This is a genomic window from Poseidonibacter lekithochrous (genome assembly GCF_013283835.1).
GTDB lineage: Bacteria > Campylobacterota > Campylobacteria > Campylobacterales > Arcobacteraceae > Poseidonibacter > Poseidonibacter lekithochrous.
In genome coordinates this window covers 388111-413152 of the sequence record NZ_CP054052.1, presented here as the reverse complement: position 1 = coordinate 413152, position 25042 = coordinate 388111, and the positions used below count along the sequence as shown (strand labels likewise).

Sequence of the window (25042 nt, the reverse complement as noted above, 5' to 3'; positions counted from 1 at the left end):
TATAATTTATACTTAAATTGGGATTTATTTTTTTTAAGATGTGAGGAAAATAGTTATTAGTTTAATAATTATTTTCCATGGATTAAATTTAGAAGATGATAGTCATTCTATCATATTAAAATAGAGCTATTTATTTCCAGTTTTTAAGAGCTATTTGAGTCTCTCTTTGCATTGTTTTTCTCTTTAAATCTTCTCTTTTATCATGAAGTTTTTTACCCTCTGCAATTGCAATTTGCATCTTAAGCATATTTCTTGCATTAAAGTAAAGTTTTAAAGCTACAATTGTCATTCCATCTTTTGTAACTTTTGAAAACATTTTACCAATTTGATTTTTATGTAAAAGCAGTTTTCTTTCACGTCTTTCATCTGGTCTATATGTTGTATGAGCTGTACTTAAATGAGAGATATGCATATTAAATAAGAATACTTCACCTTTGATTATACGAATAAAAGTATCTTTTAAATTAACTCTACCATCTCTTACAGCTTTTACTTCACTACCTTCTAAAACAATTCCTGCTTCAAACTGTTCAAGTATTGTAAAGTCATGCCAAGCTTTTTTGTTTTTAAACTCTAAGTTTTTCTTTTTTTCTTTTTTAGCCATTGTTTATCCTAAAAAATGAACTTCCACTACCACTAAAATACCAGTTTTTATTAGCATAATTTGCCAATTCACTTTTAGCTTCAATAGCTGGTTCATATAAATCATTTGCTTTTTTTATATCATATTCACTAATTATATCTAGTGATTTCATTGATAATAATTTATTTGCTTCCTCTTGGGATACTTGTTTATAATAGTTTTTTCTAAATAAAGTAAATATCTCACCGGTATTACACATAATCTTTGGAGTTATTGTTTGTATATCTAATACATCTTCATCAAATTTTTCAACAATCTCACCAATGCCTGTAACATTTGCACTATCATACTCATAAACAAAAAAAGGAACATCTGCACCAATTTTAACTGCAATATCACATAATTCATCTTTTGATAGATTTAAATTACATACTTCGTTTACCATAATCAAAAAAGTAGCAGCATTAGAGCTTCCACCACCAAGACCTGCAAACTCTGGAATATTTTTTTCTACTTTAACACTATGAGTTAAAAAGAACTCTTCAACTCCATCATACTCTTTTAATAAATTGTACGCTTTATATACAGTGTTTGATTCTAGTTTACATCCAAAGTCACCTATAATATCAAATGCTTTCCTTTGGGTTTTTACAAAAGAGATAACATCATATAAGGAATGTACCCTAACAAACCTTGATACTAATTCATGATAGTTATCTCTTTTCCCTGCAATTTTTAAAAAAATATTTACTTTTGCATAAGATTTTTTTTCCACTATAAAGTAACCTTATTAAGAAGATATGTAACTTCGTTATTTTCAATCTCAATTATACTAAAAAAGTCATCGAAAACAATTAGGTATTTACCATCGTCTTTTCTTTCTAAATAATCAATAGAAATCTTTTTACCATCAAAAAGCCACTCTTTTGTACCTGAGTATTTATTTCTTTCTAAATCAATATAATCTAAAGGATTTAAGTCTTTTTCATTCTCATAAAAGAATTTACCTTCATTAAGTCTTCTTAAATAAGATAGAGTTCCTTTAGAGTTTAACTTCTCTAGTAATATTTGAGCAAGACTTCTTATATATGAGCCTTCTGTAACTGTAGATTCAAAAGTTATAAAGGGATGATTATAAGAAATAAACTTTGTGTTAGTAATAGTCATAGAAGACTTCTTCATTTCAAACTCAATACCCTCTCGTGCTAAGTCATATGCTCTTTTTCCATCAATCTTTTTAGCAGAAAACTTAGGAGGGTAATATTCATGTGTACCTACTAGGTTTTCTATTTCATTTTTGATTAAAGTTAAATCAATCTTTTTCTCATCTTCTATACTAATCATATTTTCAGTATCTAAAGATTCAGATTGAGCTCCCAACCATACAACAGCTCTATATGATTTAGGTGTTTTAGCCATATACTTAAAAAGTTTTGAGTATTGCCCAAATGCAATAATCAAACATCCATTAGCAAAAGGATCTAAAGTTCCTGAGAAACCAGCCTTTTTATTTTTGTATTTTCTTTTTATTCTATTTAAATAAGAGTTTGAACTCATAAACATTGGTTTATTACCAACTAATAGTTTATTTAGGGGTTCTTTATTATAAAGTCTTTTTTGCAATATTTTTATCCAGTTAGTTTTTTGTAGAGAAAATTACATTTTCTCTACGAATGACGATAAGATATCTCTTCTCGAACCGCCAAAATTAATTGTAAGTTTGTAATCTTTTCCAGCTTTACAAGCTTTTTGAACTCTACCCATTCCAAAAATCTTATGCTGAACTAAATCACCTTTTTTATAAGATGAGTGTTTTTCAATTGTTAAACACCCTTTTATTAATCCAGATTCACTTAAAAATCTACTTTTAGTTAAAGAGGCTCTTTTACCTTTATAGAATCTTGAATGAACAAAAGATAAAGTAAGATTATCCATAGCTCTTGTAATTGCTACATATCCTAATCTTCTCTCTTCTTCAATATCAGATCCATCACCTGTAATAGGGAAGAAACCTTCTTCAAAACCAATAATAAATAGGTTTTTAAATTCTAAACCTTTAGATGCATGAATACTCATCATTGAAATAGCTTCATTATGATACTCTTCATTTTCACTCTCTAAAGCAATTTCATTTAAAAAATCTTTTAAATCTAAATGAGGGTTTTGTTTGAAATAATCTCTAATATATCCATAGAACTCATCAACATTGGCTTGTCTATCAAATCCATCAGGTACATTATCATAAGAGGCTCTATAATCAAACGTTTCTTCAAAAGAGTCTAAAAATTGCATTTTAGATTTTGTAAGAAGTTCTTTTAAATCCATAACAGATGCTTCAAATACTTTAAGAGTTCTTGAGTTTTTCTTACCTACAACAGTAGCTAATTCATCAGCATCAAATGTTTGAATAATCTCAAAAATAGATTTTTTTGTTTCTTGTGATTTTGCATCAAGTTTATCAATTGTTGTTTTACCAATACCACGTTTTGGTTTGTTAACAATTCTTTTTAATGAGAAGTTATCATTAGCATTAGTAAGAATTCTAAAATAAGCAATTAAATCTTTGATTTCTGCTCTTTCATAGAACTTCATACCACCAACTAATTTATAATTAAGCCCTGCTCTATTAAATCCTTCTTCAAGTGATCTTGATAAGGCATTAACTCTAAATAAAATAGCTACATCTCTAGCACTAACACCAGTATCTAATAACTTTTTAATATCATCAATTAGTTTTCTAGTCTCTTCATTTTCATCATGTGATTCATATACTTTAATAGAATCACCCTTAGCTCTTGTTCCTACTAGTTTTTTACCTAATCTATCTCTATTATGCTCAATTAATTGATTAGCATGATCTAAAATAGTATCTGTTGATCTGTAGTTTGATTCAAGTTTTACAACAGTAGTTCCCTCAAAGTGCTCTGAGAAATTAAGAATATTTTTAATTGTTGCACCACGCCAACCATAAATTGATTGATCGTCATCACCAACAACACACAGGTTATTGTGATTTGAACATAATTTTCTTAAAAGTTTATACTGTAATTCATTTGTATCTTGGTACTCATCAACCATAATATATTGATATTTATCACTAGTTTGTTGTGCTAGTTTTTCATTCTTTTTTAGAATTTCATATGGTAATAATAATAAATCATCAAAGTCAACCAAATTATTTTTTAATAGGTATGCTTGATATTTTTCATATACATCTGCAATTTGTTGATACAGCTTTAATTGAGCTGCTGATTTTGCTTCTTCAGGAGAAATAAGTGTATTTTTGTATTTAGATATTTCACTAACTAACAGTGATGTTGTTATCTCTTTATCTATTGATTTTATAATTCTTTTTTTATCATCAGTATCAATGATAATAAAGTTGTTTTTTCTATCTAATTCGCTCATGTGAAATTTTAAAAATAACAATCCAAATTTATGAAAAGTACATAATAAAGGTGGTGTATTTATATGTTCAGGGTTAATCATAGAAAAAGCTCGCTCACGCATTTCAGCTGCGGCTTTATTTGTAAAAGTTAGTGTTAAAATTGAGCTTGGGTCAATACCAATTGAGATTAAATATGCAAGTCTTGTGGTGATTGTTTTAGTTTTTCCAGAACCTGCCCCTGCTAAAATTAAAAGTGAACCATCTATGTGTTCAGCAGCAATTTTTTGCGAATCATTAAGTGATGATAGTAAGTTTTCCGACATTTCTTCTCCAATAATATATAATTATACCATATATTAAATAAATTCACTATTCTTCTTAATTATTCTATATATAAATAAATGTTATTATAATCATAATTTATTTTACGGAGGTTATAATGCTAACAGATTTTGCTAAATTAGAAACTTTTCTAACTGTAGTTAGAGAAAAGTCATTCTCAAAAGCATCGGCAAAACTTGGTATTTCACAGCCTGCTGTAACACAACAAATGAAATTCATTGAAGATTATTTAGATGTACAAGTAGTTGATAGAAAAAAGAACGGAATTAGGCTTACAAAAGAAGGCCAAATGTTATATTCTATTGCACTTAAAATTGAAAAATGTGTTGCAAATGGCGAAAAAGAATTACTAAAAATTATGAACAAAGATATTACATTTGTATTTGGAGCATCATTTATTATTGGTAACTATATTTTACCAAGATTTTTAAATAATTTAAAAGAAAATATTAACAATGAAGTTTCAATTAATGTTTCAGTATCACATGAAGCAATAGAAGATTTATTAGACAAAAAAATTGATATGGCACTAGTTGAAAACTATGTTCCAAATGACGATATTATTTATAGAGAATGGATGGAAGATGAAATTGTAATCTTCTCTAATCAAAAATTACCAACAAGAGCAAAAGCTGAAGATTTATTATCTTATAAATGGGTATGTAGAAATCCAGATTCACATACAAGAGCTATTTTCAAAGAAAACCTTGATAAAGCTAATTTCCCTGATTGCGATACTTTTGATGTAACTTCTGAGGTTACTAGTGCAACTACAATTGTACAAACAGTTTTACATTCAGATAAAAATATTACACCAACAGTTTCAATTGTATCTAGAAATGCTATTGAATCATTATTAAAATCTGGTGCATTATTTGAATCAAGAATTAACAACCAAAAAATGGTTAGAAAGCTATATATTGCATATAGAAAAGACAGAAAACACGACGCATTTATTGATAATGTAGTTGACTATCTACTAAAAGTAAAATAATACTAGGAAACTCCTAGTATTTATTTTTAATAATTAAATCCCTCTTTTTCCAAAGCCAATCTAATTTTTTTCATTTGAGTGTGTTTATCTCTACACCAATCAGGTGATAATAATGTTTCATCATCAATCCCTGCTGTAATTCTTTGAATAGAGATATTATCAGGCAAGTCTACAATAGATTTAACAACTGTATCTATATATAACTCTTCTGTAATTGGAGTAAATCTACCTTTTCTAAACTCATTAGTTAATAGTGTATTTTTCACTACGTATAATGGATGAAACTTAATGGAATCAACATTAAGTTCAACAGTTTGTTTAAATGTCTCAAGCATCATTTCTTGAGTTTCATTAGGTAAACCATAGATTAAATGTCCACAAACATTTAAACCTTTTTCCTTAGACTTATTAATCCAATATCTCATGTTTTCAGCACTGTCACCTCTATTAATAGTTTCAAGTGTTTCATCATAAAATGATTGAATACCATACTCAATCCAAATCTCTTTGTCTTTAGATAAATCTTTTAAATAATCAAGTATTTCATCTGTTACACAATCTGTTCTTGTACCAATACTAAGTCCTATTACATTATCAAAAGATAAAGCTTTTTCATATAAAGCTTTAAGTGTTGAAAATGGAGCATAAGTATTTGTAAAAGATTGAAAATAAACAATGAATTTACTAACACCAAACTTATTTTGTAATCTATCACGAGTTGCGATAAACTGCATTTCAAGCTGTTTTAGTTGATTCTCTAAATATGGATTTTCTTCAATTCTTGGATTTAGTTTGAACTTAGTTCTTTTTTCTTGAAGGTTTGGAGAGAATGAATCATTTTCACAAAATGAACATCCTCCCTTTGCTACAGTTCCATCAATGTTTGGACATGTGAAACCAGAGATAGAAATAGGAACTTTATATACTTTATGACCGAATTTATCTTTAAAATATCGGCCAATAGTTAATACATTTTTTAAATTACTCATTTTACTCTTTTACGAAGTAATCCCCATCAAAACTCTCTAAAGCATAATTTCTGTCATTACCAATTGCATTTGTTAAATCGTCAATTGATAAATACTCTAATGAATCAGCTTCGATATACTCTCTAACTTCTTCTTTAGACATATTATTTGAAATAAGCTCTTCTTTATTTGGTGTATCAATACCATAATAACAAGGGAATTTAATTTCAGGAGAAGCAACTCTAAAGTGAACCTCTTTTGCACCAGCATCTTTAAGCATTCTAACTATTCTTTTAGATGTTGTACCTCTAACAATAGAATCATCAATTACTAATAATGACTTACCAGCAATAAGAGATCTCATAGGTGAAAGTTTCATTTTAACTTTCATACTTCTCATCTCTTGTGTTGGTTCAATAAATGTTCTTCCAACATAGTGATTTCTAATAATCCCATACTCAAAAGGAACTCCACTTTGTGCAGCATAACCAAGTGCCGCTGGAACTCCTGAATCTGGAACAGGTACAACCATATCATATTTAGTTTTTGATTCCGTATCATTTTTAGCTAAAGCTTTACCCATGTTTTCTCTTGTTCTATATACATTTTTACCATCGATTTCTGAATCTGGTCTAGCAAAATATACATATTCAAAAGCACAAGGTCTAAACTCTGCCTCAAACAATTGAATTGATTCTGGTTCTTCGTGATCTTCACTGAAGATTAACATTTCTCCTGGATTAACATCTCTTACAAACTCCGCATCAACTAAGTCAAATGCACAAGTTTCAGATGCAACAATATAACCACCTGATTTAATTTTTCCTAAAGATAAAGGTCTAATTCCATATCTATCTCTGATAACAAATTGTTTTGATCTTGATTGAACAATAAAACAATAAGCACCAATAGTTTTCTCTAAGGCTTCTTTAATTCTATCTCTTAATCTATCTTGCGTATTTTTAGCAATTAAATGAATTAAGTTTTCTGTATCCATACCAGTTTGGAAAATAGCACCTTTATCAATAAGATCGTTTCTTACTTCTTTCTTATTAATTAAGTTACCATTATGAACGATTGATATCTCACCTAGTTTATACTTAGCAAATACAGGCTGTGCATCTAAAATAGAATCCCCACCTGCTGTTGAGTATCTATTATGACCTATTGCCATATTACCTTTTAAGTAAGATAAAGCTTCTTCTTTAAAAACTTCAGATACTAATCCTCTGTCTTTTTTTGTATAAATTCTTCCATCATCAGATGAAGAAATACCTGTAGCTTCTTGACCTCTATGTTGCATAGAAAATAGAGCAAGTGATGCTAACCTAGCAGCGTTATCGTTTCCGTAAATTCCAACTATCGCACACATTTATTTAACCTTTAAAAAAGAGAAAGAAGTGAACCCAATGCGCAACTACAAGCTAAGCCTGTAGAAAATATCTTTTTCTCTTAGTATATTATTTTGATTTTGTTTATTAGTTTTATAGACCTAAAGCGTCATTAATTGAATATAACTTAGGATCTTTTCCAATAATCCATTTAGCAACTTTAATAGCACCTTTCGAGAAAGTGTTTCTTGCTGTTGCAGTATGATTAAGTTCTAAGAACTCACCGTCATTATATAAACCAACTGTATGTCTTCCTACAATGTCTCCACCTCTTAAAGCCATAACTGCGATTTCATCTTTAGTTCTAGCTCCAATTTGTCCATCTCTACCTGAAACTCTTACTTCATCAAGATCTAAATCTCTTGCATCAGCAGCATGCTCAGCTAAAGTTAAAGCAGTTCCAGAAGGAGCATCAACTTTATGTTTATGATGTTGTTCAACGATTTCAATATCAAAATCTCTTAAAGTTTTTGAAGCTAAGTGTACTAGTTTATTTAAAACTGCAACACCTAAACTCATATTAGTAGCGTATAATACTGGTACTAATTTACTAGCTTCAACTAATAAATTTTGTTGATGCTTATTAAATCCAGTTGTAGCAATTACTAATGGTTTTCTTGCTCCATTTTCTACTACTTCTGTAAGTAAAGCTTCCGTAGCTGCTGGTGCAGAAAAATCTATAACAACATCAGAATTCTCAAATAAAATTGACATATCATTTGTTACTATTGTATCTTCAGGTAATGGTTTTGATAATTTATCAAAAACATGTACTGCTCCAACTTTTGCTTGCTCATCGATTTCAAGATCATCAATTAATAATGAACCAACTCTACCTGTACTTCCTAATATACCTACATTAATCATTTATTAGCTTCCTTATCCTATATATTCAATAATATTAACAGCAGCAGTTGAACCATCACCAGATGCACATACTACTTGTTTTGCAGCGTCAATTCTAATATCTCCAGCTGCATATAAACCAGGTACAGAAGTTCTCATTCTTAAGTCAACAATAACTTCACCTTGCTCATTTACATCACATAAAAATGATCCATCTTCTTGTTTTAATGGCTCATTTAATACATCTCTACCTACAAAAACAAATGCACCAGGAACATCTAAGTCTCTAATATCACCTGTATTTTTATCTTTAACTTTAATACCAGTTACACCTGAAGCATCACCAAAAACTTCTTCAACAGTTACATTAGTAACTTCTTCAATGTTTTCAGCTTTTTTCATGTGTTCAATTGTAGAAGGTGCTGCTCTATATGTATCTCTTCTATGAACTACATATACTTTAGAACACATTTTTGATAAATATACTGCTTCTTCTAAAGCTGTATCTCCACCACCGATTACTGCAACTTCTTTTCCTTTGTAGAAAAATCCATCACAAGTAGCACAAGTAGAAACACCTCTACCAAAGAATTCATTCTCTCCAGCAATTCCAGCACGTCTAGGAACAGACCCAGTTGCCATTAAAACAGTTTTTGCTTCAAATTCTTTACCATCTACCATAGTTAGTTTAAAAGTTTCACCAACTTTTACTACAGAAGACACTTGGTTCATCTCATGTTTAAGACCAAATTTTTGACACTGTTCTAACCAGTTATCCATTAACTCCATACCAGTCATTACATTTCCCTGACCAGGATAGTTTTCTATTTCAGATGATGTTGTGATTTGTCCACCAGGCATTCCCATTTCGAACATAACAACATTTTGTAATCCACCTCTAGTTGCATAAAGACCAGCTGTTAATCCTGCAGGTCCTCCTCCGATAATTGCTAAATCTAACATATCAATTTCCTTTAATATTTCTCAATTTTTTTGTTTATAGTTTATAGTATTTATTAAAAAGCTAATAATACTAAAAAGTATGTAAGTTATAGGTTAATTAATAAAACTATTTTAAAGGATAAATTTTATCGTTTAATAATTAATATTTAGCTTAAATGCTTTATAACATATTTACAACTTTTTAGTTATTATTTCATAACTTAAAGGAAATAAATGGAAATTTTAGAAAAATTAATTTCAGATGCATCCTCATTTGTTTGGGGTCCTCCAATGCTAATTTTATTAGTAGGAACTGGATTATATTTGACGATCAAACTAAAAGGTATGCAATTTTGGGCATTAGGACATGCTTTTAAACTTATCTTTGACAAAGAAGAGAATGCAAAAGGTGATATTTCAAATTTTGCAGCACTAATGACAGCCCTTGCAGCTACTGTTGGTATTGGTAATATTGTAGGAGTTGCAACTGCAATTACTATGGGTGGACCTGGAGCTGTATTTTGGATGTGGGTTACTGGACTTGTAGGAATGGCTACTAAATATTCTGAAGCAATTCTTGCTGTTAAGTACAGAGAAAATGGAGCTAATGGATACAAAGGTGGACCAATGTATTATTTAGCTAAGGGTGCTAATATGCCTATATTAGCTACTTTATTCGCTTCTTTTACAATATTAGCTTCATTTGGTATTGGTAATATGACACAAGTTAATGCTGTTGCTAATGCTCTAAACTCTCAATTTGATATTGCTTTTGAAATTACTGGAATTGTATTATTAGTGGTTACTGCTTTTGTAGTTCTTGGTGGAATAAAAACAATTGGAAAAGTAACTTCACTTTTAATTCCATTTATGATTGGAGTTTATTTAATCACGTCCTTAATCATTATTATTGGTAACTTTGATAAAGTTGGGGATGCTTTTAATATGATTTTCTATTATGCATTTAATCCTATTGCTGCAAGTGGTGGATTTGCAGGAGCTGCTATTGCAGCTGCCATTAGATATGGTATAGCAAGAGGTGTTTTCTCAAATGAATCAGGACTTGGTTCTGCTCCAATTGCAGCAGCTGCTGCTAAAACTAATGATCCTGTAAAACAAGCCTTAGTTTCAATGACACAAACATTTATTGATACTTTAGTTGTTTGTACAATGACAGCACTTATTATTCTAATGGCTCCTATTTGGACGCAAGGTGGAAGTGCAGGAGAATTAACACTAAAAAGTTTTGAGTTCTTCTTAGGTGATTATGGAGCGATTGTTATTGTCGTTGCAACGATTCTTTTTGGATATTCAACTATTCTTGGATGGTCTTATTATGGAGAAAAAGCTTTTGAATATTTATTTGGTGAAGACAAAATCAAAATTTATAGAGTTATTTTCATTGCAATTATTTATGTGGGAGCAGTAAGTCAACTAAGACTAGTTTGGAACTTCTCAGATTTGGCAAATGGTCTTATGGCTATTCCTAACTTAATAGGTCTTCTTTTACTTGCAAAAATTGTATCATCTGAAACAGATAGATATTTTAAAGCAAAATAGTATAAAAGCGCAAGCTTTTATACTAAGAGAACTTCTTTATTTAGTGAATATCCCATACCTTTTACAATAACAATCGCCTCATTAGGTATTTTTTTTCTAAGTCTTTTTATCATTGCTCGAATATTTGTAAGATTTGTTTCTTCACCTTCCCATACATACTCTTCTATCTCTTCATAAGAAGCTACATGATGTAAGTTTTTTGAAAACAGCTCTAAGAAAAGTATCTCTTTTTTTGTAAGTTCGATTTCACTCTCATTTTCATATAAGATATGGTTTATAAAATCATATTTACACTCATCACTAAATTTTAGAAACTTTTTTTGTACAACACAAAGTTTTTTGATTTTTTGAACTAACTCCAAAATAAAAAAAGGTTTTTTAATATAATCATCACAACCTAAATCATATGACTTTTGAATCTTTTCAAAATCATGGTTTGAACTAATTATTATTGCAGGAGTATCTTTATGATTAATTCTTAATAATTCTAAAAGTGAAATCCCATCAATATTAGGTACATTTATATCTAAAACAAAACAATTATAACCGTTTTCAAGGGCTTCAAGGGCATCATCACCATCTGTAAAAGTATCAACTTGATAGTTCTCTTTTTCTAGGGCATTTTTGATTACATTTAATAATCTTTCATTATCTTCTAATACTAAAATTTTCACTTTTTATTCTCCAAGGCAATTATAAATGAGGCACCATTATTTATATTTTCTACTTTTAATTTTCCGTTCATTTTATCTTCTATAATCATTTTTGCCATATACAAACCAATACCATGACCTGATTGTTTTGTTGAAAAATATGGCTTAAATATTCTATTTATATTTGAGGTTTTAATACCACCAGCATTATCTTCTATTTTTACAATTAACATATTTTTTTCATTATAAAAAGAGATATTTATATTTCTATTTTTTAAATCATTTTTTATTAATTCATCTTTTGCATTATTGATAATATTTAAAATTGACTGCATAAACTCATTTCTAAATCCAATAACATCCAAGTTTGTATTCTCTTCAACTTTTATACTAATATTAATGTAATTATACTTGATATTATGATTTACAATCTCTAACATAGAATCAATTGCCTCTTTTACATCAAACACTTTTTTCTCATTTGAAGGCATAATAAAATTCTGAAAATCATTTATAGTTCTTGTCATATAATTTACTTGAGTCATTATATCTTTTACATAAGATTCATCTTCACTAATACTGACATTAGAAGTATAAAAACTCTCTTGGGCAATTGTAGTTATTTCAACTAATGGAGATTTCCATTGATGTGCGATTGATGAGAATATTTCTCCAATTTCTGCAAGTTTTGATTGCTGAATTATAAACTCTTTTTCTTTCTCTCTTTGCTCTTCTATCTCTTTCTCTTTTGTAATATCTGTAAAAATTGTAACAATACCTGTTTTTTTGGTTTTACTATCACAATAAGAGGCTTGTTTTATAAAATAAATTCTTTTATCATTAGCTGAAATATTAAATTCAAATTGAGAATTTAACTCACTATTTTTTTTATATTTTTCCAAAATTCTATGAATAGTAATTGCTTTTTTATTTGTGTGAAAAGAATCTAGTGAGTATCCATAAATTTCTAAAGAAGATAGATTTAAAAAATTACAAAATCTAGCATTAGAATCAATAATTATTCCTTTTTCATCTTGCCAAAAGATAGGACTCTCAATTGCATTTAATAAAACAGAATCAAACTCAATTCTTTGTTTTAATTGACTCTCAGTATGACGTCTTAGATAGATATTATGAATAAGCCCAATAATTAAAAGAATTAAAATAGGTGAAATAGTAAAAACAAAATTAATAAAACCTCTATTTTTATCATAAAAAGTCATTCTTTTATTTACAATTTTATATTCATGATCTAGGTGATTTATTGCTAGTGTAAATTGATCTAATTTTAGTGCATCAAAAACATAATATAAATCTTCATAGGTTTTTATTTCTGTTTTTTTTGTTTTTAAAATATCTAAAGCCATTAAACCTGATTTATTTCCAAAATTTTCTAAGTCAACAATATTCCCACCCAATGCTCCTTTTTTATTAAAAATCGAATCTGTAATAAAAACAGGAATTTTTGCATTTTTTATAAACTGTGCTATCTCTTTATTTTTATTTAATTTTCCATTTGAATTTTTGTAAAATCTAACAAAAAGTAAAGCTGAGTCTTCATGAAATTTTTCAAACTTCTTTTCTAAACTTTTTAAGTCATCTTCTCTAAGATATATTAGTTTCTTAGAAAAAGAAGACTCATTAAATAACTCTTTTATAAGTGGTTCTGTATGTTTTGCATTTAGACTTTTATCATTAACAATATAAATCTTTTTTATAGAAGGGATAATTTTTTGTATTAATTTAACATTACTTTTTAAATCTCTTTTTTCCAAAAGAGCTGATACTTTATTTTCTAAATTATATTTTAAAGTATTATCTTTATTATAGTTCTCAATACCAACTGCTAAGATTTTCTCATTTGTAAAAAAGTCATCATAGTAATTTAATACAAAATCATAAGCAAATCTGTCAATAGCCACAACTAAATCATATTTTCTATTTTTTAATTGTACTTTATATAAATTTTTCAGATTTTCATAATACTCATTAGAAGTTATTCTTTTTGAATCCATATATAATATATTTGTATCAATATTTTCTTTTGAACTTAGATTTTTTTCTAAACCTTTAACAACACTATCACTCCATTCATATCCCTTATGATAAGAATTAATAATTAAAATAGAGCTATTAGCAAAAATATATGTATTTAATAAAATTAGTAGTAAAAGAAGTTTTTTCATAGATTGATTATACAGAAAGTTTGATTTAATAAGGATGTCTTTTGACACCCTTATTATTTGGAATCTGATTTATAAAATTATAAACCCAAGTATTACTAAAGCCCCTAAATAAATAGCTCCAAATAAAGCTCCTAGTTTCCACCATGTTGCTTGAGGTTATGTATCCTGCTCCATACCATATTGGAGATGGTCCTGTTGCATATGGAGTAATAATTCCCATTAATCCTAAAGAACCAACTAATAATAAAGCTAATGGTTCAATCATACTTGCAGGTAGTAAATTTGTTGCAACCCCTAAGAAAAGTGGTAATAGTGCAACTGTATGTGCTGTTACACTTGCAAATAAGTAGTGGAATAAAAAGAATAGAACCACCAATAAAATCACAATTGAAACTGGATCAAAGCTTACTAATCCCCCAGAGATTAAACCTGCTGCCCATTTTAAGAATCCAACTTTTTTAAGCCCTGATGCCATGGCAACTAAAGTAGCAAACCAAATAAATACATTGATAGCACCTTTATTAGTAATTACATCTTCCCAAGAGATTACATTTGTTAATACAAGTAGTGATAATACAGCTAAGGCAGCTGTTGTACCATTTACTCCAATTTGTTTACCAAAGATCCACATTACTAAAGCTAACATTCCAAGACCTAACATAATTAACTCTTTTTTTGTAATAGGTCCCATAGAAGCTAACTCTTTTGCAGCCCAAGCTGGTGCTTCTGGTGAACTTTTTTGTTCAGGTGGATATACAATATAAGTTAAAAATGGCACTAATAAAAATAGTGGAATCATTATAATTGATAAAGTAGAGAACCATTGTCCCCATTCAATTACTAATCCTGTACTTTTTTCAACTAATGATACAGCTAATAAATTTGGTGCTAAAGCTGTTAGGAACATAGAACTAGTTACACAAGTAGCAGCAATTGCAACCCATGAAATATATGAACCTAATTTTCTTGGATTATTATCAGGTGTTGAATCAAACATCTGCGGAATATTAATAGCAATTGGGAAAATAGTCCCTGCACTTCTTGCAGTATTTGAAGGCATAAATGGTGATAAAATACCATCAGCAAATGCAACTGCATATCCTAAACCTAAAGATGTTTTACCAAGCATTTTTACTAGTAGTAAAGCAATTCTTTTTCCAAGTCCAGATTTTTTATAACCTAATGCAAACATAAACGCTGCAAAAATAAGCCAAATAACTCCATTTGAGAATCCACTTAAAGCCCAATCACGACTTGCTTTTGCAGTATCCCCTACTAAACCGAATGTTGCAGAAAATGCAACTCCTGTAAGACCAATTAAAGCCGCTGGAATTGGCTCTAAAATAAGCCCTACGATTACCCCTAAAAATACTGCAAAGAAATAGTGAGCATTAACACTTAAACCTTCTGGTGTTGGTAGTACTGCTACAATTATTGCAACTAGTATTGGTAAGAAAATTTTGATTTTATTACTTTGGAACATGACGTCTCCTTTTTTTGTTTTTATCTTTTATAGTGAAATGATAAAACAGCAAAGTGACCTTAATATGACATTTGATATTTTCAAAGTATTTAAATAAAAAAAGGTAAGATTTACATCTTACCTTTTTTAATAATTGTTAGTATTTATAAAATTGTTTATTACAGTAGTGAGTTTAATTTGTCAGAAAATGCTTGTTTAGATGCTGCACCAATCATTTGGTCAACAACAACACCATCTTTCATGAAAAGAATAGTAGGAATTGATCTAACACCAAATTTAACTGCTAAATCTTGTTCTTCATCTGAATTTACTTTACAGATGTTTGCTTTACCTTCAAATTCTTCTGCTAATTCTTCAATTACAGGAGCTATCATTCTACAAGGTCCACACCATGGAGCCCAGAAGTCAACTAAAGATACTCCCTCTTTAACTGTTTGTTCGAAATTATCATTGTTTAATTCTATATATTTACTCATTTTGAAATCCTTTATTTAAATTTATGGAAAAATTTTATCGTTTAATAAATTATATCTAGCTTAAATGGCGCATAAAAAAAGATAAGACCTTAATGTCTTACCTTTCTTAATAGTTTATAGTATGTATTATAATAATGAGTTAATTTTGTCAGCAAATGCTTGCTTAGAAGATGCACCAACCATTTGATCTACTACTTCACCATCTTTCATGAAAATGATTGTAGGGATTGATCTAATACCATATTTAACTGCTAAATCTTGCTCTTCATCTGTATTTACTTTACAAATGTTTGCTTTACCTTCAAACTCTTCAGCTAATTCTTCAATTACTGGAGCAATCATTCTACAAGGTCCACACCAAGGAGCCCAGAAATCAACTAGTGAAACACCTTCTTTTGTAACTTCTTCAAAATTTGCAGGAGTTAATTCAACATATTTACCCATTTTAATTTCCTTATTATTAATTTTATAGTTTGCATATTTAAAAAAAATATAAATTAAACTTAATTAGTGTAGCGAAAAATAGCTTAAAATTATTTTACATTATAATAATTAATCCTAATCTAGCCTAAATTAATTTTTAGATAAAATCACGTATATAATTAAAATCAAAATGGATAACATAAAATGGATATTAGAAAAGAGTATTTAGAATTTTTTAAAAACAAAGGTCACGATGTAGTTTCATCTATGCCTTTAGTACCAGATGATCCAACATTAATGTTCACAAATGCTGGTATGGTTCAGTTTAAAGATATATTTACAGGTGCGGTTCCAAAACCTGCAAACCCAACTGCAACTTCATGTCAACTATGTGTAAGAGCAGGTGGTAAACACAATGACTTAGAAAATGTTGGTTACACTGCAAGACACCATACATTATTCGAAATGTTAGGTAACTTCTCTTTTGGAGACTACTTTAAAAAAGATGCTATTGCTTATGCATGGGAATTTATTACAGTAAATTTAGAATTACCGGTTGATAAACTATGGGTAACTATTCATGATACTGATGATGAAGCTTTTGAGCTTTGGAAAGAGCACATTTCTCCTGATAAAATCAAAAGATTTGGAGATAAAGATAACTTCTGGTCAATGGGTGATACAGGTCCTTGTGGTCCTTGTTCTGAAATTTTCTATGACCAAGGTGAAGAACACTTCAATACAGAAGAAGATTACTTAGGTGGAGAAGGTGATAGATTCTTAGAAATCTGGAACTTAGTATTTATGCAATATGAGCAAACTAAAGCTGCGGATGGAACTATTACAAGAGCTTCTTTACCAAAACCTTCAATTGATACAGGTATGGGGTTAGAGAGAGTTATTGCAATTAAAGAAGGTGTTTTAAATAACTTTGATTCATCAAACTTCCAACCAATTATCAAAAAATTAGAAGAGTTAGCTGGTCAAAAAGCTACATCTGAAACTATTGGTTCATACAGAGTAATTGCTGACCACTTAAGAGCTGCATCATTTATGTTATCTCAAGGTATTTTATTCGGAAACGAAGGAAGACCATATGTAAACAGAAGAATTATGAGAAGAGCTGTAAGACATGGTTATTTACTTGGATTTAGAACACCATTTTTAAGTGAAATGTATGATACTTTATGTGAAATTTTAGGTAATCATTACACTGATTTAGTAGATCAAGCTGCTTATGTAAAAGAACAAATAACTTTAGAAGAAGCTAGATTCTTTAAAACAATTGATTCTGGAATGACTCTATTTAATGAAGAATTAGCAAATACTAAAGATGTATTCTCTGGTGAAATTGCTTTTAAACTTTACGATGAAAAAGGTTTCCCTTTAGACTTAACAGAAGATATGTTAAGAGAAAAAAATCTTAAAGTAGATAATGAAAAATTCAATTCATTAATGAATGCTCAAAAAGCTAAAGCTAAAGCTGCTTGGAAAGGTAGTGGAGACTCTGCTACTGAAGGTGACTTCAAAACTTTACTTGAAAAATATGGTGAAAATGAATTTGTTGGATATGAAAATACTTCATACAAAACTAAAATCACTGCATTATTAGACGAAAGCTTTAAAGAAGTTACTACTTTAGAAAAAGGAAGTACTGGTTGGGTTATGTTAGAAAAGACTCCTTTCTATGCAACTTCAGGTGGGCAAGCTGGTGATATTGGTGCATTAGAAGATAATGAACATATTGCTATTATTGAAGAAACTTCTAAATTCTATGGATTAAACCTATCAAAAGTAAAAGTTGAAAACTCAACTATTTCTCAAGGTGAAGAAGTAGATGCTATTGTTGTAAATAGATATGAAGTTGCAAAACATCATAGTGCTACTCACCTTTTACAAAGTGCTTTAAAAATGGTACTTGGTGATACAGTTGCACAAGCTGGATCATTAAATGAATCTGCAAGATTAAGATTTGACTTTACATATCCAAAAGCAATGACTACTTCTCAAATTGAAGAAGTTGAAGATTTAGTTAACTCTATGATTGCTAGAGGTATCCAAGGTTCTGTTGAAGAATTAGATATTGAAGACGCTAAGAAAAAAGGCGCTATTGCTATGTTTGGTGAAAAATATGGAAATAGAGTTAGAGTTGTTGAATTTGGAGATGTATCTGTAGAATTCTGTGGAGGAACTCACGTAAAGAATTCTCACGATATTGGTTCATTCTACATCACTAAAGAATCTGGTGTTAGTGCAGGAGTTAGAAGAATTGAAGCGGTTTGTGGATCTGCTGCTATTTCTTATGCTAAATCATTTATGAATAAATACCAAGAAGTACAATCTGAAGTTAAAAATCAAGATGCAATTACTGGTATCAAAAAATTAAAAGACCAAATTAAAGAACTTAAAAAAGAACTTGAAGAAGCTCAAAGCTCAACAGCAGCACCTATTAATGAAATAATGGTTGGTGATGTTAAAGTTGTAGTTGATGTTGTTAAAAATGGTGATATCAAAAAAATCGTTGATGATTTAAAAAATGCTAATGAAAAACTTGCTGTATTATTACTACAACCAAAAGGTGAAAAAGTAATGATCGTTGCAGGAAGTAAAAATACAAATGTTAAAGCTGGTGATTGGATTAAGAATATTGCTCCTATCGTTGGTGGTGGAGGTGGTGGAAGACCAGACTTCGCACAAGCAGGTGGAAAAGACGTAACTAAAGTAGAAGATGCAAAAGTTGCGGCTATTGCATATGCTAACGAAAACTTATAGGAAGAGAAGTGACTGAATTATTTCAAAACTTTTCAGCACCTATTGTTTTTTTACATGTAATTTCTGCTGTATTATGGGTTGGAGGAATGATTGCCATTAGATTTGGTATTCATTACTCTATGCAAGATATTGCAGAGCCTAGAATTAAAATAGAGAGAACACTTGATAATTTAAGAAGATTTTTTAATATGGTAATTCCAGCAATTGTCTTATTATTAATCACAGCAATTATTATGATAATTGCTTTAGGATTTAAAGGTACACCTTTATATTCTGTTGTTATTGTAAAAGAGATTATCTGGACAGTAATGACAATAGTATTTATTACTATTTATCTAAAAAGAAATAAAGCTCAAAAAGCTTTTGAGGGCGGAGATTTTTTGACTGCAAAAAATCAATTAGCTCCAATTGCTAAATACTTTATTCCACTAAATATTGCTTTAGGAATTATTGCAATATTCTTAGGAGTTACATTAAGAGGGTTTTAATCCTCTTAATTAGCTTTAACTTCAAATAATCCCCTACTTCTATAAGTAATACCTAAAACTATAAATAAAACCAATATAAAAGAATAAATCATAATATCCCAACCATAATGTTCATATAAAATAGATGGGAAAAATGAACCAGCAGCACCACCTAAATAATAAAAAGTTAAATACATTCCAGAAGTCAAAGACTTCCTTTGAGCTTTCATAGAATTGGCTAAACCAGTACTTACCGTATGAACTGTAAACATTCCAATACAGAAGATAAATAAGACTATAAATAGAATTAAAACATCTTTATTTACTAAAAAGAAATTAACTATTAAAAATAGTGTAATTCCAAAAAGAATTGTATTTAACTCATTTTTGAAAAACTTAACAATTTTCTTTGAAGATAAAGATACAAGGATTCCCATTCCATATCCCAAATATAATAAGCTTATTTGAAATTCATTTATTGAACTTGAAATATCTTTTACCCTAAAAGGTAAGACATTTAAAACTCCAGCGAATACAAAAAACATACAAAACATTAATAAATAAACCATTGCAAATCTTTTATCTTTTAGAATATTTGTAATATCTTTTATTTTTGGTTTATTTAATTGGGCTTCCCCTTCATAAGATAATTTTTTAATTAAAAATAGTGAAATAAAAATAGTAAAAGACAATGAATAAAATACATATTCATAAGAGAAAGTTGTAGCAATTGCACCTGAGAATACTCTACCTAATAAACCACCAAATACAGTAGCAGCTACATAAATTGCCATATTGTATTTGATATTTTCTTTATCTATATTTGCCAAGATACTCATTAATGCTGTTAATATTGCAGGAACTACTAAGGCTTCACATACTCTAAAAAATAAAAACATCTCATAAGTAGAAGACATTCCTAAAAATATATTTGTGATTAATAAAATAATGGAAGTTATATACAACATCTTTTTTGCACAAACTTTTTCTAAGATATATCCATATACTATGGGAGATACTGCTAGAAAAAGCATAATTACAGCTGTAAACTGTGAAGCTTTAATAATTGAAATATCAAACTGTTTGGCTAATAATGGTTGTAAGGGTTGTGTTGCATACATCACTGATAAAACAATGATGATACAATAAATTACAATGAAGAGGTCTTTTTTCTTCATTTACTATATTCTTCTAATTCCCTTACAAAATAAGAATTTATAAGATTTTCTCTAACCAAACTATAATTATAGTCCCTATTAAATCTACCCTTGTCTTGGTATTCACTCACATATGAACTATCATATTTTCTAATTATTTCAGAAGACATTACACCTGAATAATCTAAAATAAATTCATCTTCAAAAACACCATATTTATATATTAAATTCACGTAATATTTATGATCTACTAAATATGTTGTAATTTCATAATTATCAAAATTGAAATCTTCTACAGCTTTCATATCTTTGATATTTAGTTTATTTTGGAATTGATACATGAAATAACCTCTTTGATATCCATTCCAAAGACAGTTGTTATTTAAAGATATATACTCTATGAATAATCTTCCATATTTCTTATCATTTAATGTTGCTATATATGAATCATTTGTACATACATCAAAAGTTGGTATTGTTTGTATCTGATTAAACTTTGCATTTTTATTAACATCAATATTTCTAATATTTTGTTGTGCACAAGAAGTAAAAAAGATAGTTATAAAAACTAAAAAAATTATTCTCATTATTGTTCCTTATTATTTATCTATAAAATAATTATAGCATTTTCTAAATTTTTTATTGACATGAATTATTTTTTCCTATAATATTATTATTATATAACTCCTTAGGTCTTACTTTGAAAACAAAACATTTATTTATTGCACTCTTTACTATTCTTATATTTAATGCTTGCTCAAACACAAGTAATAACATGCCTATTCAAAGTGCTTCGTTATTAAATACAATGATGCAATTAAATGATAAAAATAACAAGCTTTTTAAGTTCTATTCTCAATGGAAAGGTGTTAGATATAAATATGGTGGAAATTCAAAAAATGGAATAGATTGTTCTGCTTTTATCCAAAAAGCATATAACGCTAGTTATAACATTAAGATTCCTCGTACAACTAAATACCAATCAAGAATAGGTAGAGAAATAACAAAAAGTCAGTTAAAAACTGGAGATTTAGTATTTTTCAAAACTGGTTATAACACCCGTCATGTGGGGATTTATACAAATAATGGCAAATTTATGCATGCCTCTACAAAAAAAGGTGTGATTATTTCTAAGCTAGAAAATGTCTACTATAAAAAACATTATTGGAAATCTGTACGAGTATTTTATTAGGATTTTTCTTGAAATTTAGCTATAATATAAGCTAACTTTAATTTTAAAGAAGGATAGTTTTAATGATTAAACCTCTAATGGTACTTACGCCATTATTATTTATTTTTGTTGGCTGTCAACCTAAACAAGATGTTTATGTTGAGAATACTACGAATATAGAGAAAAAAAATGACTCTATTTCAACGATTAAAAACACACACAAAGAAACACTAACACAAGATAAAAAATTATTAACTAAAGATTCTTCTATCCAAAAAGAATACAAGAAACTAATTATAGAAGCAAACATAAAACAAGATCCAACTCTAAGTCGGAACGAAGCATTTATGGAATTCTATAATGAATGGAAAAACGTTAAGTATAGATTTGGCGGAAACTCTAAAAGAGGTATTGATTGTTCTGCATTTACGCAAAGAGCCTTTAAAGAAAAGTTTGACGTTAAGATTCCAAGAACAACTTGGACTCAAGTAAAATCTGGAAAAGCTGTTAAAAAATCTGAATTAATTCTTGGTGACCTAGTTTTTTTCAAAACTGGTAAACGAGATAGACATGTTGGAATATACATGGGTGATGGAACTTTTATGCATGCTTCAATTAAGGGTGTTAAGTTTACAAAACTAAACAAACCTTTCTACAAAAAAACTTACTGGACTTCAAGAAGAATTATTAACTAATTCTTCTTGCTTGTCGCAAATTACATTTTATTTTTATTTTGTTTTATATTCTGAATTAATTTTTTTGGAAGTTTTGGATTACAATTAGCCCGTATTTTGTTGGAGAAATGCGAATTATTTTCCCTTTTCAATAGTGTATTAAATCTATAAGGGATGGGGTTCTTATTTTAAAAAATGTTAAATTATTATAATCGCTGGGCTATTGTAATTAGTATTTATTGTAACGAGATAAATGCACTTAAATTTATAATTTAGGAAGCAGAAAGGATACAAATGAGAATGCATCTATCTCTTTTACATCATAATTGTAATAAAACTATATGATAATTGTATGATTTTATTACAATATAACATAGGTGTTTAAAATAAATAGACATAAAACACATACTATGTACATTTTTAGTGCATAAGATATATTTAGCTTAAAGATGTCAATTGCTAAGAAATTATATCTTGAAACTATAGTCATATTCAAACCACTAAAAGGTGAAGTTGAAACAGTTGTAGACCAAGCCATCAAAAATGTTATTGCCAATAATGTATGATTTACACTGCTCATGAAATCACCTATAATTGCAATGGTAATAATAGGATGAATTCCAACCATTGAAAGAACAATAAATATAGCTAATAAAGTTGAAGCAATAATCCAATCAAAAGTTTCAAAAGGCAAAGACACATCATATCCTATAAGAATAGTACTTATTGAAATACCAAACATTCCCGCTACTAAAAATAGTGACATCTCTAATCTCATTTTTGGTAACTCATCAATAAGGTGCATTTTTAATTGATTATATGACTTTGTTAAACCTTTTTTTATTGGTAAAACAAAAAGAGTTAATAGAAGTGAAAACAAGGCTATTAATACAATTACTTTTACTTGTGGGAAATAGTGATTTGTAAGTAATACTAGAAAAGCTAAAGAAAAAGGTAAAACGAGTGTTTCAAAAGCTACTGGGTAACCTTTGAAATCATCCAGTTTAAACTTCTTATCATTACTTAACTCTAAGTATGTAACCACAAAAGCAATAAAGGCTAAAAACAAACCATTTATCAAGATAATTGAAGGAGATAAGTTTGGAGCATAAGTAATAGCTGCGGCAAAAGCTACAAAAAATGGTGACCAATAAGCATCACTAGAAAAGGCTCTTGTTAATACAATAACTTGGCTATTAGATAAGGGAGCTTTTTTATAAAGCTTATCTGCTACAAGTATTAAAGATGAAAGATTTATAACTGAACCAAAAAGATGTATTCCTAAATAGGTTTTAAAAAAAGATTGTTTCCCTTTTGGTAGGCTCATTGATTTATCTTTTTTAGGACTAGCAATAAGTCTTAAAAACCCAACTCCAATAAGTAAAGATAAAAGATATTGATTTACAGTAAAAACCTTAATGAAGTTTATATCAAAACCTTTATAGTAAGAAAAAGCAAAAGCTAGAATACTTAAGATAAATAAAGTATTTAAAATCTTTTTGTTGCTTAGTAAAACATATAATATCATCAAAGCAAACCATGCAATTAATCCAGAGATTAGAACTAAGTCTTTATTAAAAAAGTAAGCATAAATTGAAGTAATAAATGATAGAAATATTAATATTCCAGAAAATTTAGTCAAAAAGTTCATTAAACAACCTTACGTTTATAAAACATAGAAATATATATACCAATGGCAATAAATGTGATTCCAATAAAATGATAAAACTCTAATCTTTCACCTAATAATAAAAAAGCCAAAATAGCTCCAAAAATTGACATCAAGTGTGTAAATTGTCCAGCCTTATTTGCTCCAATTGCTACAGTTGATTCATTCCAAAAATAAAAAGATAATAGTGAGGGGAAAATCACCATATAGATTAATGAATATAATACCTCATCAGAACTAACAAACGAAAATTCAAAACTAAATCCCTGCAAGCTAAATAATATATATAAAATCACTATTCCTATAAATGTTGTAATACTTAAAAAATCAAAGGCATTTAAATCTTTTGGTTTAAACTTTAACAAAATACAATATAAAGCCCAATCTAAACAAGCAAGTATTATCCATAAATCACCTTGGGTAAATTCTAAAGTTAATAGTGTGACTAAACTTCCTTTTAGAATCAAATATAATACACCTATAGAAGATAATAGTACTCCTAAACTTTGTATTTTTGTAATCTTTACTTTTAATAGTATTGCCGAAAGTACAATAATAAATATAGGAGTGGAAGAGTTAATTAACAAAGCATTAGTCGCAGTTGTTGTTTGTAATCCATAATATAAAAGAGTATTAAACCCAGCAACTCCTAAAGCTCCAAATAAAAACAATATTCTAAAATCTTTTTTAAGTGAATTAATAAGTCTTTGTTTATGTATTAACATATATGGCAGTAAAAGTATAAAAACAAAAAACCATCTAAAAAATGATAATTGTACTGGTTCTACACTAGAAGATATTAATCGTCCAAAAATAAAATTTCCAGACCAAAATAAAACAGCTAAAACTAAAAATATATAATATTTCATAAATTACTTTCTAAATTTTTTTGTATTA

The 25042-nt window shown here is 28.6% G+C and carries 23 protein-coding genes; 6 read left to right on the top strand and 17 right to left on the bottom strand.

The window, feature by feature from the left end; genetic code table 11:
- Window positions 1-130: 130 nt before the first annotated feature.
- From smpB to ALEK_RS02040, 4 genes are read right to left on the bottom strand one after another with little or no spacing between them, the layout of a single operon-like run.
- Entirely contained in the window at window positions 131-604 is a 474-nt protein-coding gene (gene smpB, locus ALEK_RS02055) for an SsrA-binding protein SmpB (RefSeq protein WP_071627832.1), read from the bottom strand.
- Entirely contained in the window at window positions 597-1358 is a 762-nt protein-coding gene (locus ALEK_RS02050; RefSeq protein WP_071627833.1) for a 4-(cytidine 5'-diphospho)-2-C-methyl-D-erythritol kinase, read from the bottom strand. Before ALEK_RS02050 ends, smpB begins: the two co-directional genes overlap by 8 nt.
- Window positions 1358-2206: a tRNA pseudouridine(55) synthase TruB gene (gene truB / locus ALEK_RS02045; protein WP_071627834.1), complete on the bottom strand. Its 849-nt coding sequence runs from the start codon at window positions 2204-2206 to the stop codon at window positions 1358-1360. The genes ALEK_RS02050 and truB overlap by 1 nt, the downstream gene beginning before the upstream one ends.
- 33 nt (window positions 2207-2239) lie before the next feature.
- The gene (locus ALEK_RS02040) at window positions 2240-4294 is read right to left on the bottom strand and encodes an ATP-dependent helicase (protein WP_071627835.1); all 2055 of its coding nucleotides are present in this window, start codon (window positions 4292-4294) and stop codon (window positions 2240-2242) included.
- Between the two features lie 116 nt (window positions 4295-4410).
- Here ALEK_RS02040 and ALEK_RS02035 point away from each other — a divergent pair, with 116 nt between their 5' ends.
- The gene (locus ALEK_RS02035) at window positions 4411-5307 is read left to right on the top strand and encodes a LysR family transcriptional regulator (RefSeq protein ID WP_071627836.1); all 897 of its coding nucleotides are present in this window, start codon (window positions 4411-4413) and stop codon (window positions 5305-5307) included.
- 26 nt (window positions 5308-5333) lie between these two features.
- Here ALEK_RS02035 and mnmL read toward each other — a convergent pair whose 3' ends face one another.
- The 4 genes from mnmL to trxB all read right to left on the bottom strand — a co-directional run bounded on the left by mnmL (window position 5334) and on the right by trxB (window position 9475).
- The gene (gene mnmL / locus ALEK_RS02030; RefSeq protein ID WP_071627837.1) at window positions 5334-6296 is read right to left on the bottom strand and encodes a tRNA modification radical SAM protein MnmL/YtqA; all 963 of its coding nucleotides are present in this window, start codon (window positions 6294-6296) and stop codon (window positions 5334-5336) included.
- A gap of 1 nt (window position 6297) precedes the next feature.
- On the bottom strand, window positions 6298-7647 hold the full coding sequence (purF, locus tag ALEK_RS02025) for an amidophosphoribosyltransferase (protein ID WP_071627838.1): 1350 nt from the start codon (window positions 7645-7647) through the stop codon (window positions 6298-6300).
- A 112-nt stretch (window positions 7648-7759) separates the two neighbouring features.
- Window positions 7760-8533, bottom strand: a complete 774-nt coding sequence (gene dapB / locus ALEK_RS02020; RefSeq protein ID WP_071627839.1) for a 4-hydroxy-tetrahydrodipicolinate reductase — start codon at window positions 8531-8533, stop codon at window positions 7760-7762.
- Window positions 8534-8545: 12 nt separating this feature from the next.
- On the bottom strand, window positions 8546-9475 hold the full coding sequence (gene trxB / locus ALEK_RS02015; protein WP_071627840.1) for a thioredoxin-disulfide reductase: 930 nt from the start codon (window positions 9473-9475) through the stop codon (window positions 8546-8548).
- A 213-nt stretch (window positions 9476-9688) separates the two neighbouring features.
- Between trxB and ALEK_RS02010 the strand changes: the two genes are divergently transcribed.
- Entirely contained in the window at window positions 9689-11014 is a 1326-nt protein-coding gene (locus tag ALEK_RS02010) for an alanine/glycine:cation symporter family protein (protein ID WP_071627841.1), read from the top strand.
- A 17-nt stretch (window positions 11015-11031) separates the two neighbouring features.
- Here the strand turns inward: ALEK_RS02010 and ALEK_RS02005 are convergent, their stop codons facing one another.
- The 5 genes from ALEK_RS02005 to trxA (ALEK_RS01985) all read right to left on the bottom strand — a co-directional run bounded on the left by ALEK_RS02005 (window position 11032) and on the right by trxA (ALEK_RS01985) (window position 16256).
- Entirely contained in the window at window positions 11032-11688 is a 657-nt protein-coding gene (locus ALEK_RS02005) for a response regulator transcription factor (RefSeq protein WP_071627842.1), read from the bottom strand.
- Complete coding sequence (locus tag ALEK_RS02000) at window positions 11685-13853, bottom strand: sensor histidine kinase (protein WP_164072456.1); 2169 nt, start codon at window positions 13851-13853, stop codon at window positions 11685-11687. The genes ALEK_RS02005 and ALEK_RS02000 overlap by 4 nt, the downstream gene beginning before the upstream one ends.
- A 25-nt stretch (window positions 13854-13878) precedes the next feature.
- Window positions 13879-15336 (bottom strand): DASS family sodium-coupled anion symporter, encoded by a 1458-nt coding sequence (locus ALEK_RS01995; RefSeq protein ID WP_228146313.1) that lies wholly within the window; start codon window positions 15334-15336, stop codon window positions 13879-13881.
- Window positions 15337-15494: 158 nt separating this feature from the next.
- On the bottom strand, window positions 15495-15812 hold the full coding sequence (gene trxA, locus ALEK_RS01990) for a thioredoxin (RefSeq protein WP_071627844.1): 318 nt from the start codon (window positions 15810-15812) through the stop codon (window positions 15495-15497).
- 126 nt (window positions 15813-15938) lie between these two features.
- Window positions 15939-16256, bottom strand: a complete 318-nt coding sequence (gene trxA, locus ALEK_RS01985; protein ID WP_071627845.1) for a thioredoxin — start codon at window positions 16254-16256, stop codon at window positions 15939-15941.
- 183 nt (window positions 16257-16439) lie between these two features.
- Here trxA (ALEK_RS01985) and alaS point away from each other — a divergent pair, with 183 nt between their 5' ends.
- Window positions 16440-19007, top strand: coding sequence for an alanine--tRNA ligase (alaS, locus tag ALEK_RS01980; protein ID WP_071627846.1), 2568 nt, complete (start codon window positions 16440-16442; stop codon window positions 19005-19007).
- An 8-nt stretch (window positions 19008-19015) separates the two neighbouring features.
- Window positions 19016-19495 (top strand): hypothetical protein, encoded by a 480-nt coding sequence (locus tag ALEK_RS01975; protein WP_071627847.1) that lies wholly within the window; start codon window positions 19016-19018, stop codon window positions 19493-19495.
- A gap of 5 nt (window positions 19496-19500) precedes the next feature.
- Here the strand turns inward: ALEK_RS01975 and ALEK_RS01970 are convergent, their stop codons facing one another.
- A complete protein-coding gene (locus ALEK_RS01970; RefSeq protein WP_071627848.1) occupies window positions 19501-20652 on the bottom strand; it encodes an MFS transporter in 1152 nt (383 codons plus the stop codon).
- Window positions 20649-21218, bottom strand: a complete 570-nt coding sequence (locus ALEK_RS01965; RefSeq protein WP_071627849.1) for a hypothetical protein — start codon at window positions 21216-21218, stop codon at window positions 20649-20651. Before ALEK_RS01965 ends, ALEK_RS01970 begins: the two co-directional genes overlap by 4 nt.
- Window positions 21219-21331: 113 nt before the next feature.
- Between ALEK_RS01965 and ALEK_RS01960 the strand changes: the two genes are divergently transcribed.
- Window positions 21332-21823 carry an NlpC/P60 family protein gene (locus ALEK_RS01960; protein WP_071627850.1) on the top strand — a complete coding sequence of 164 codons (492 nt, stop codon included), beginning with the start codon at window positions 21332-21334 and terminating at the stop codon, window positions 21821-21823.
- A gap of 62 nt (window positions 21824-21885) precedes the next feature.
- A complete protein-coding gene (locus tag ALEK_RS01955) occupies window positions 21886-22497 on the top strand; it encodes an NlpC/P60 family protein (RefSeq protein ID WP_083574701.1) in 612 nt (203 codons plus the stop codon).
- A gap of 340 nt (window positions 22498-22837) precedes the next feature.
- On the opposite strand, the gene ALEK_RS01950 is transcribed toward ALEK_RS01955, so the two are convergent.
- Window positions 22838-24127 (bottom strand): tellurium resistance protein TerC, encoded by a 1290-nt coding sequence (locus ALEK_RS01950; protein WP_071627851.1) that lies wholly within the window; start codon window positions 24125-24127, stop codon window positions 22838-22840.
- The gene (locus ALEK_RS01945; RefSeq protein WP_071627852.1) at window positions 24127-25014 is read right to left on the bottom strand and encodes a DMT family transporter; all 888 of its coding nucleotides are present in this window, start codon (window positions 25012-25014) and stop codon (window positions 24127-24129) included. The genes ALEK_RS01950 and ALEK_RS01945 overlap by 1 nt, the downstream gene beginning before the upstream one ends.
- Window positions 25015-25042: the final 28 nt, after the last annotated feature.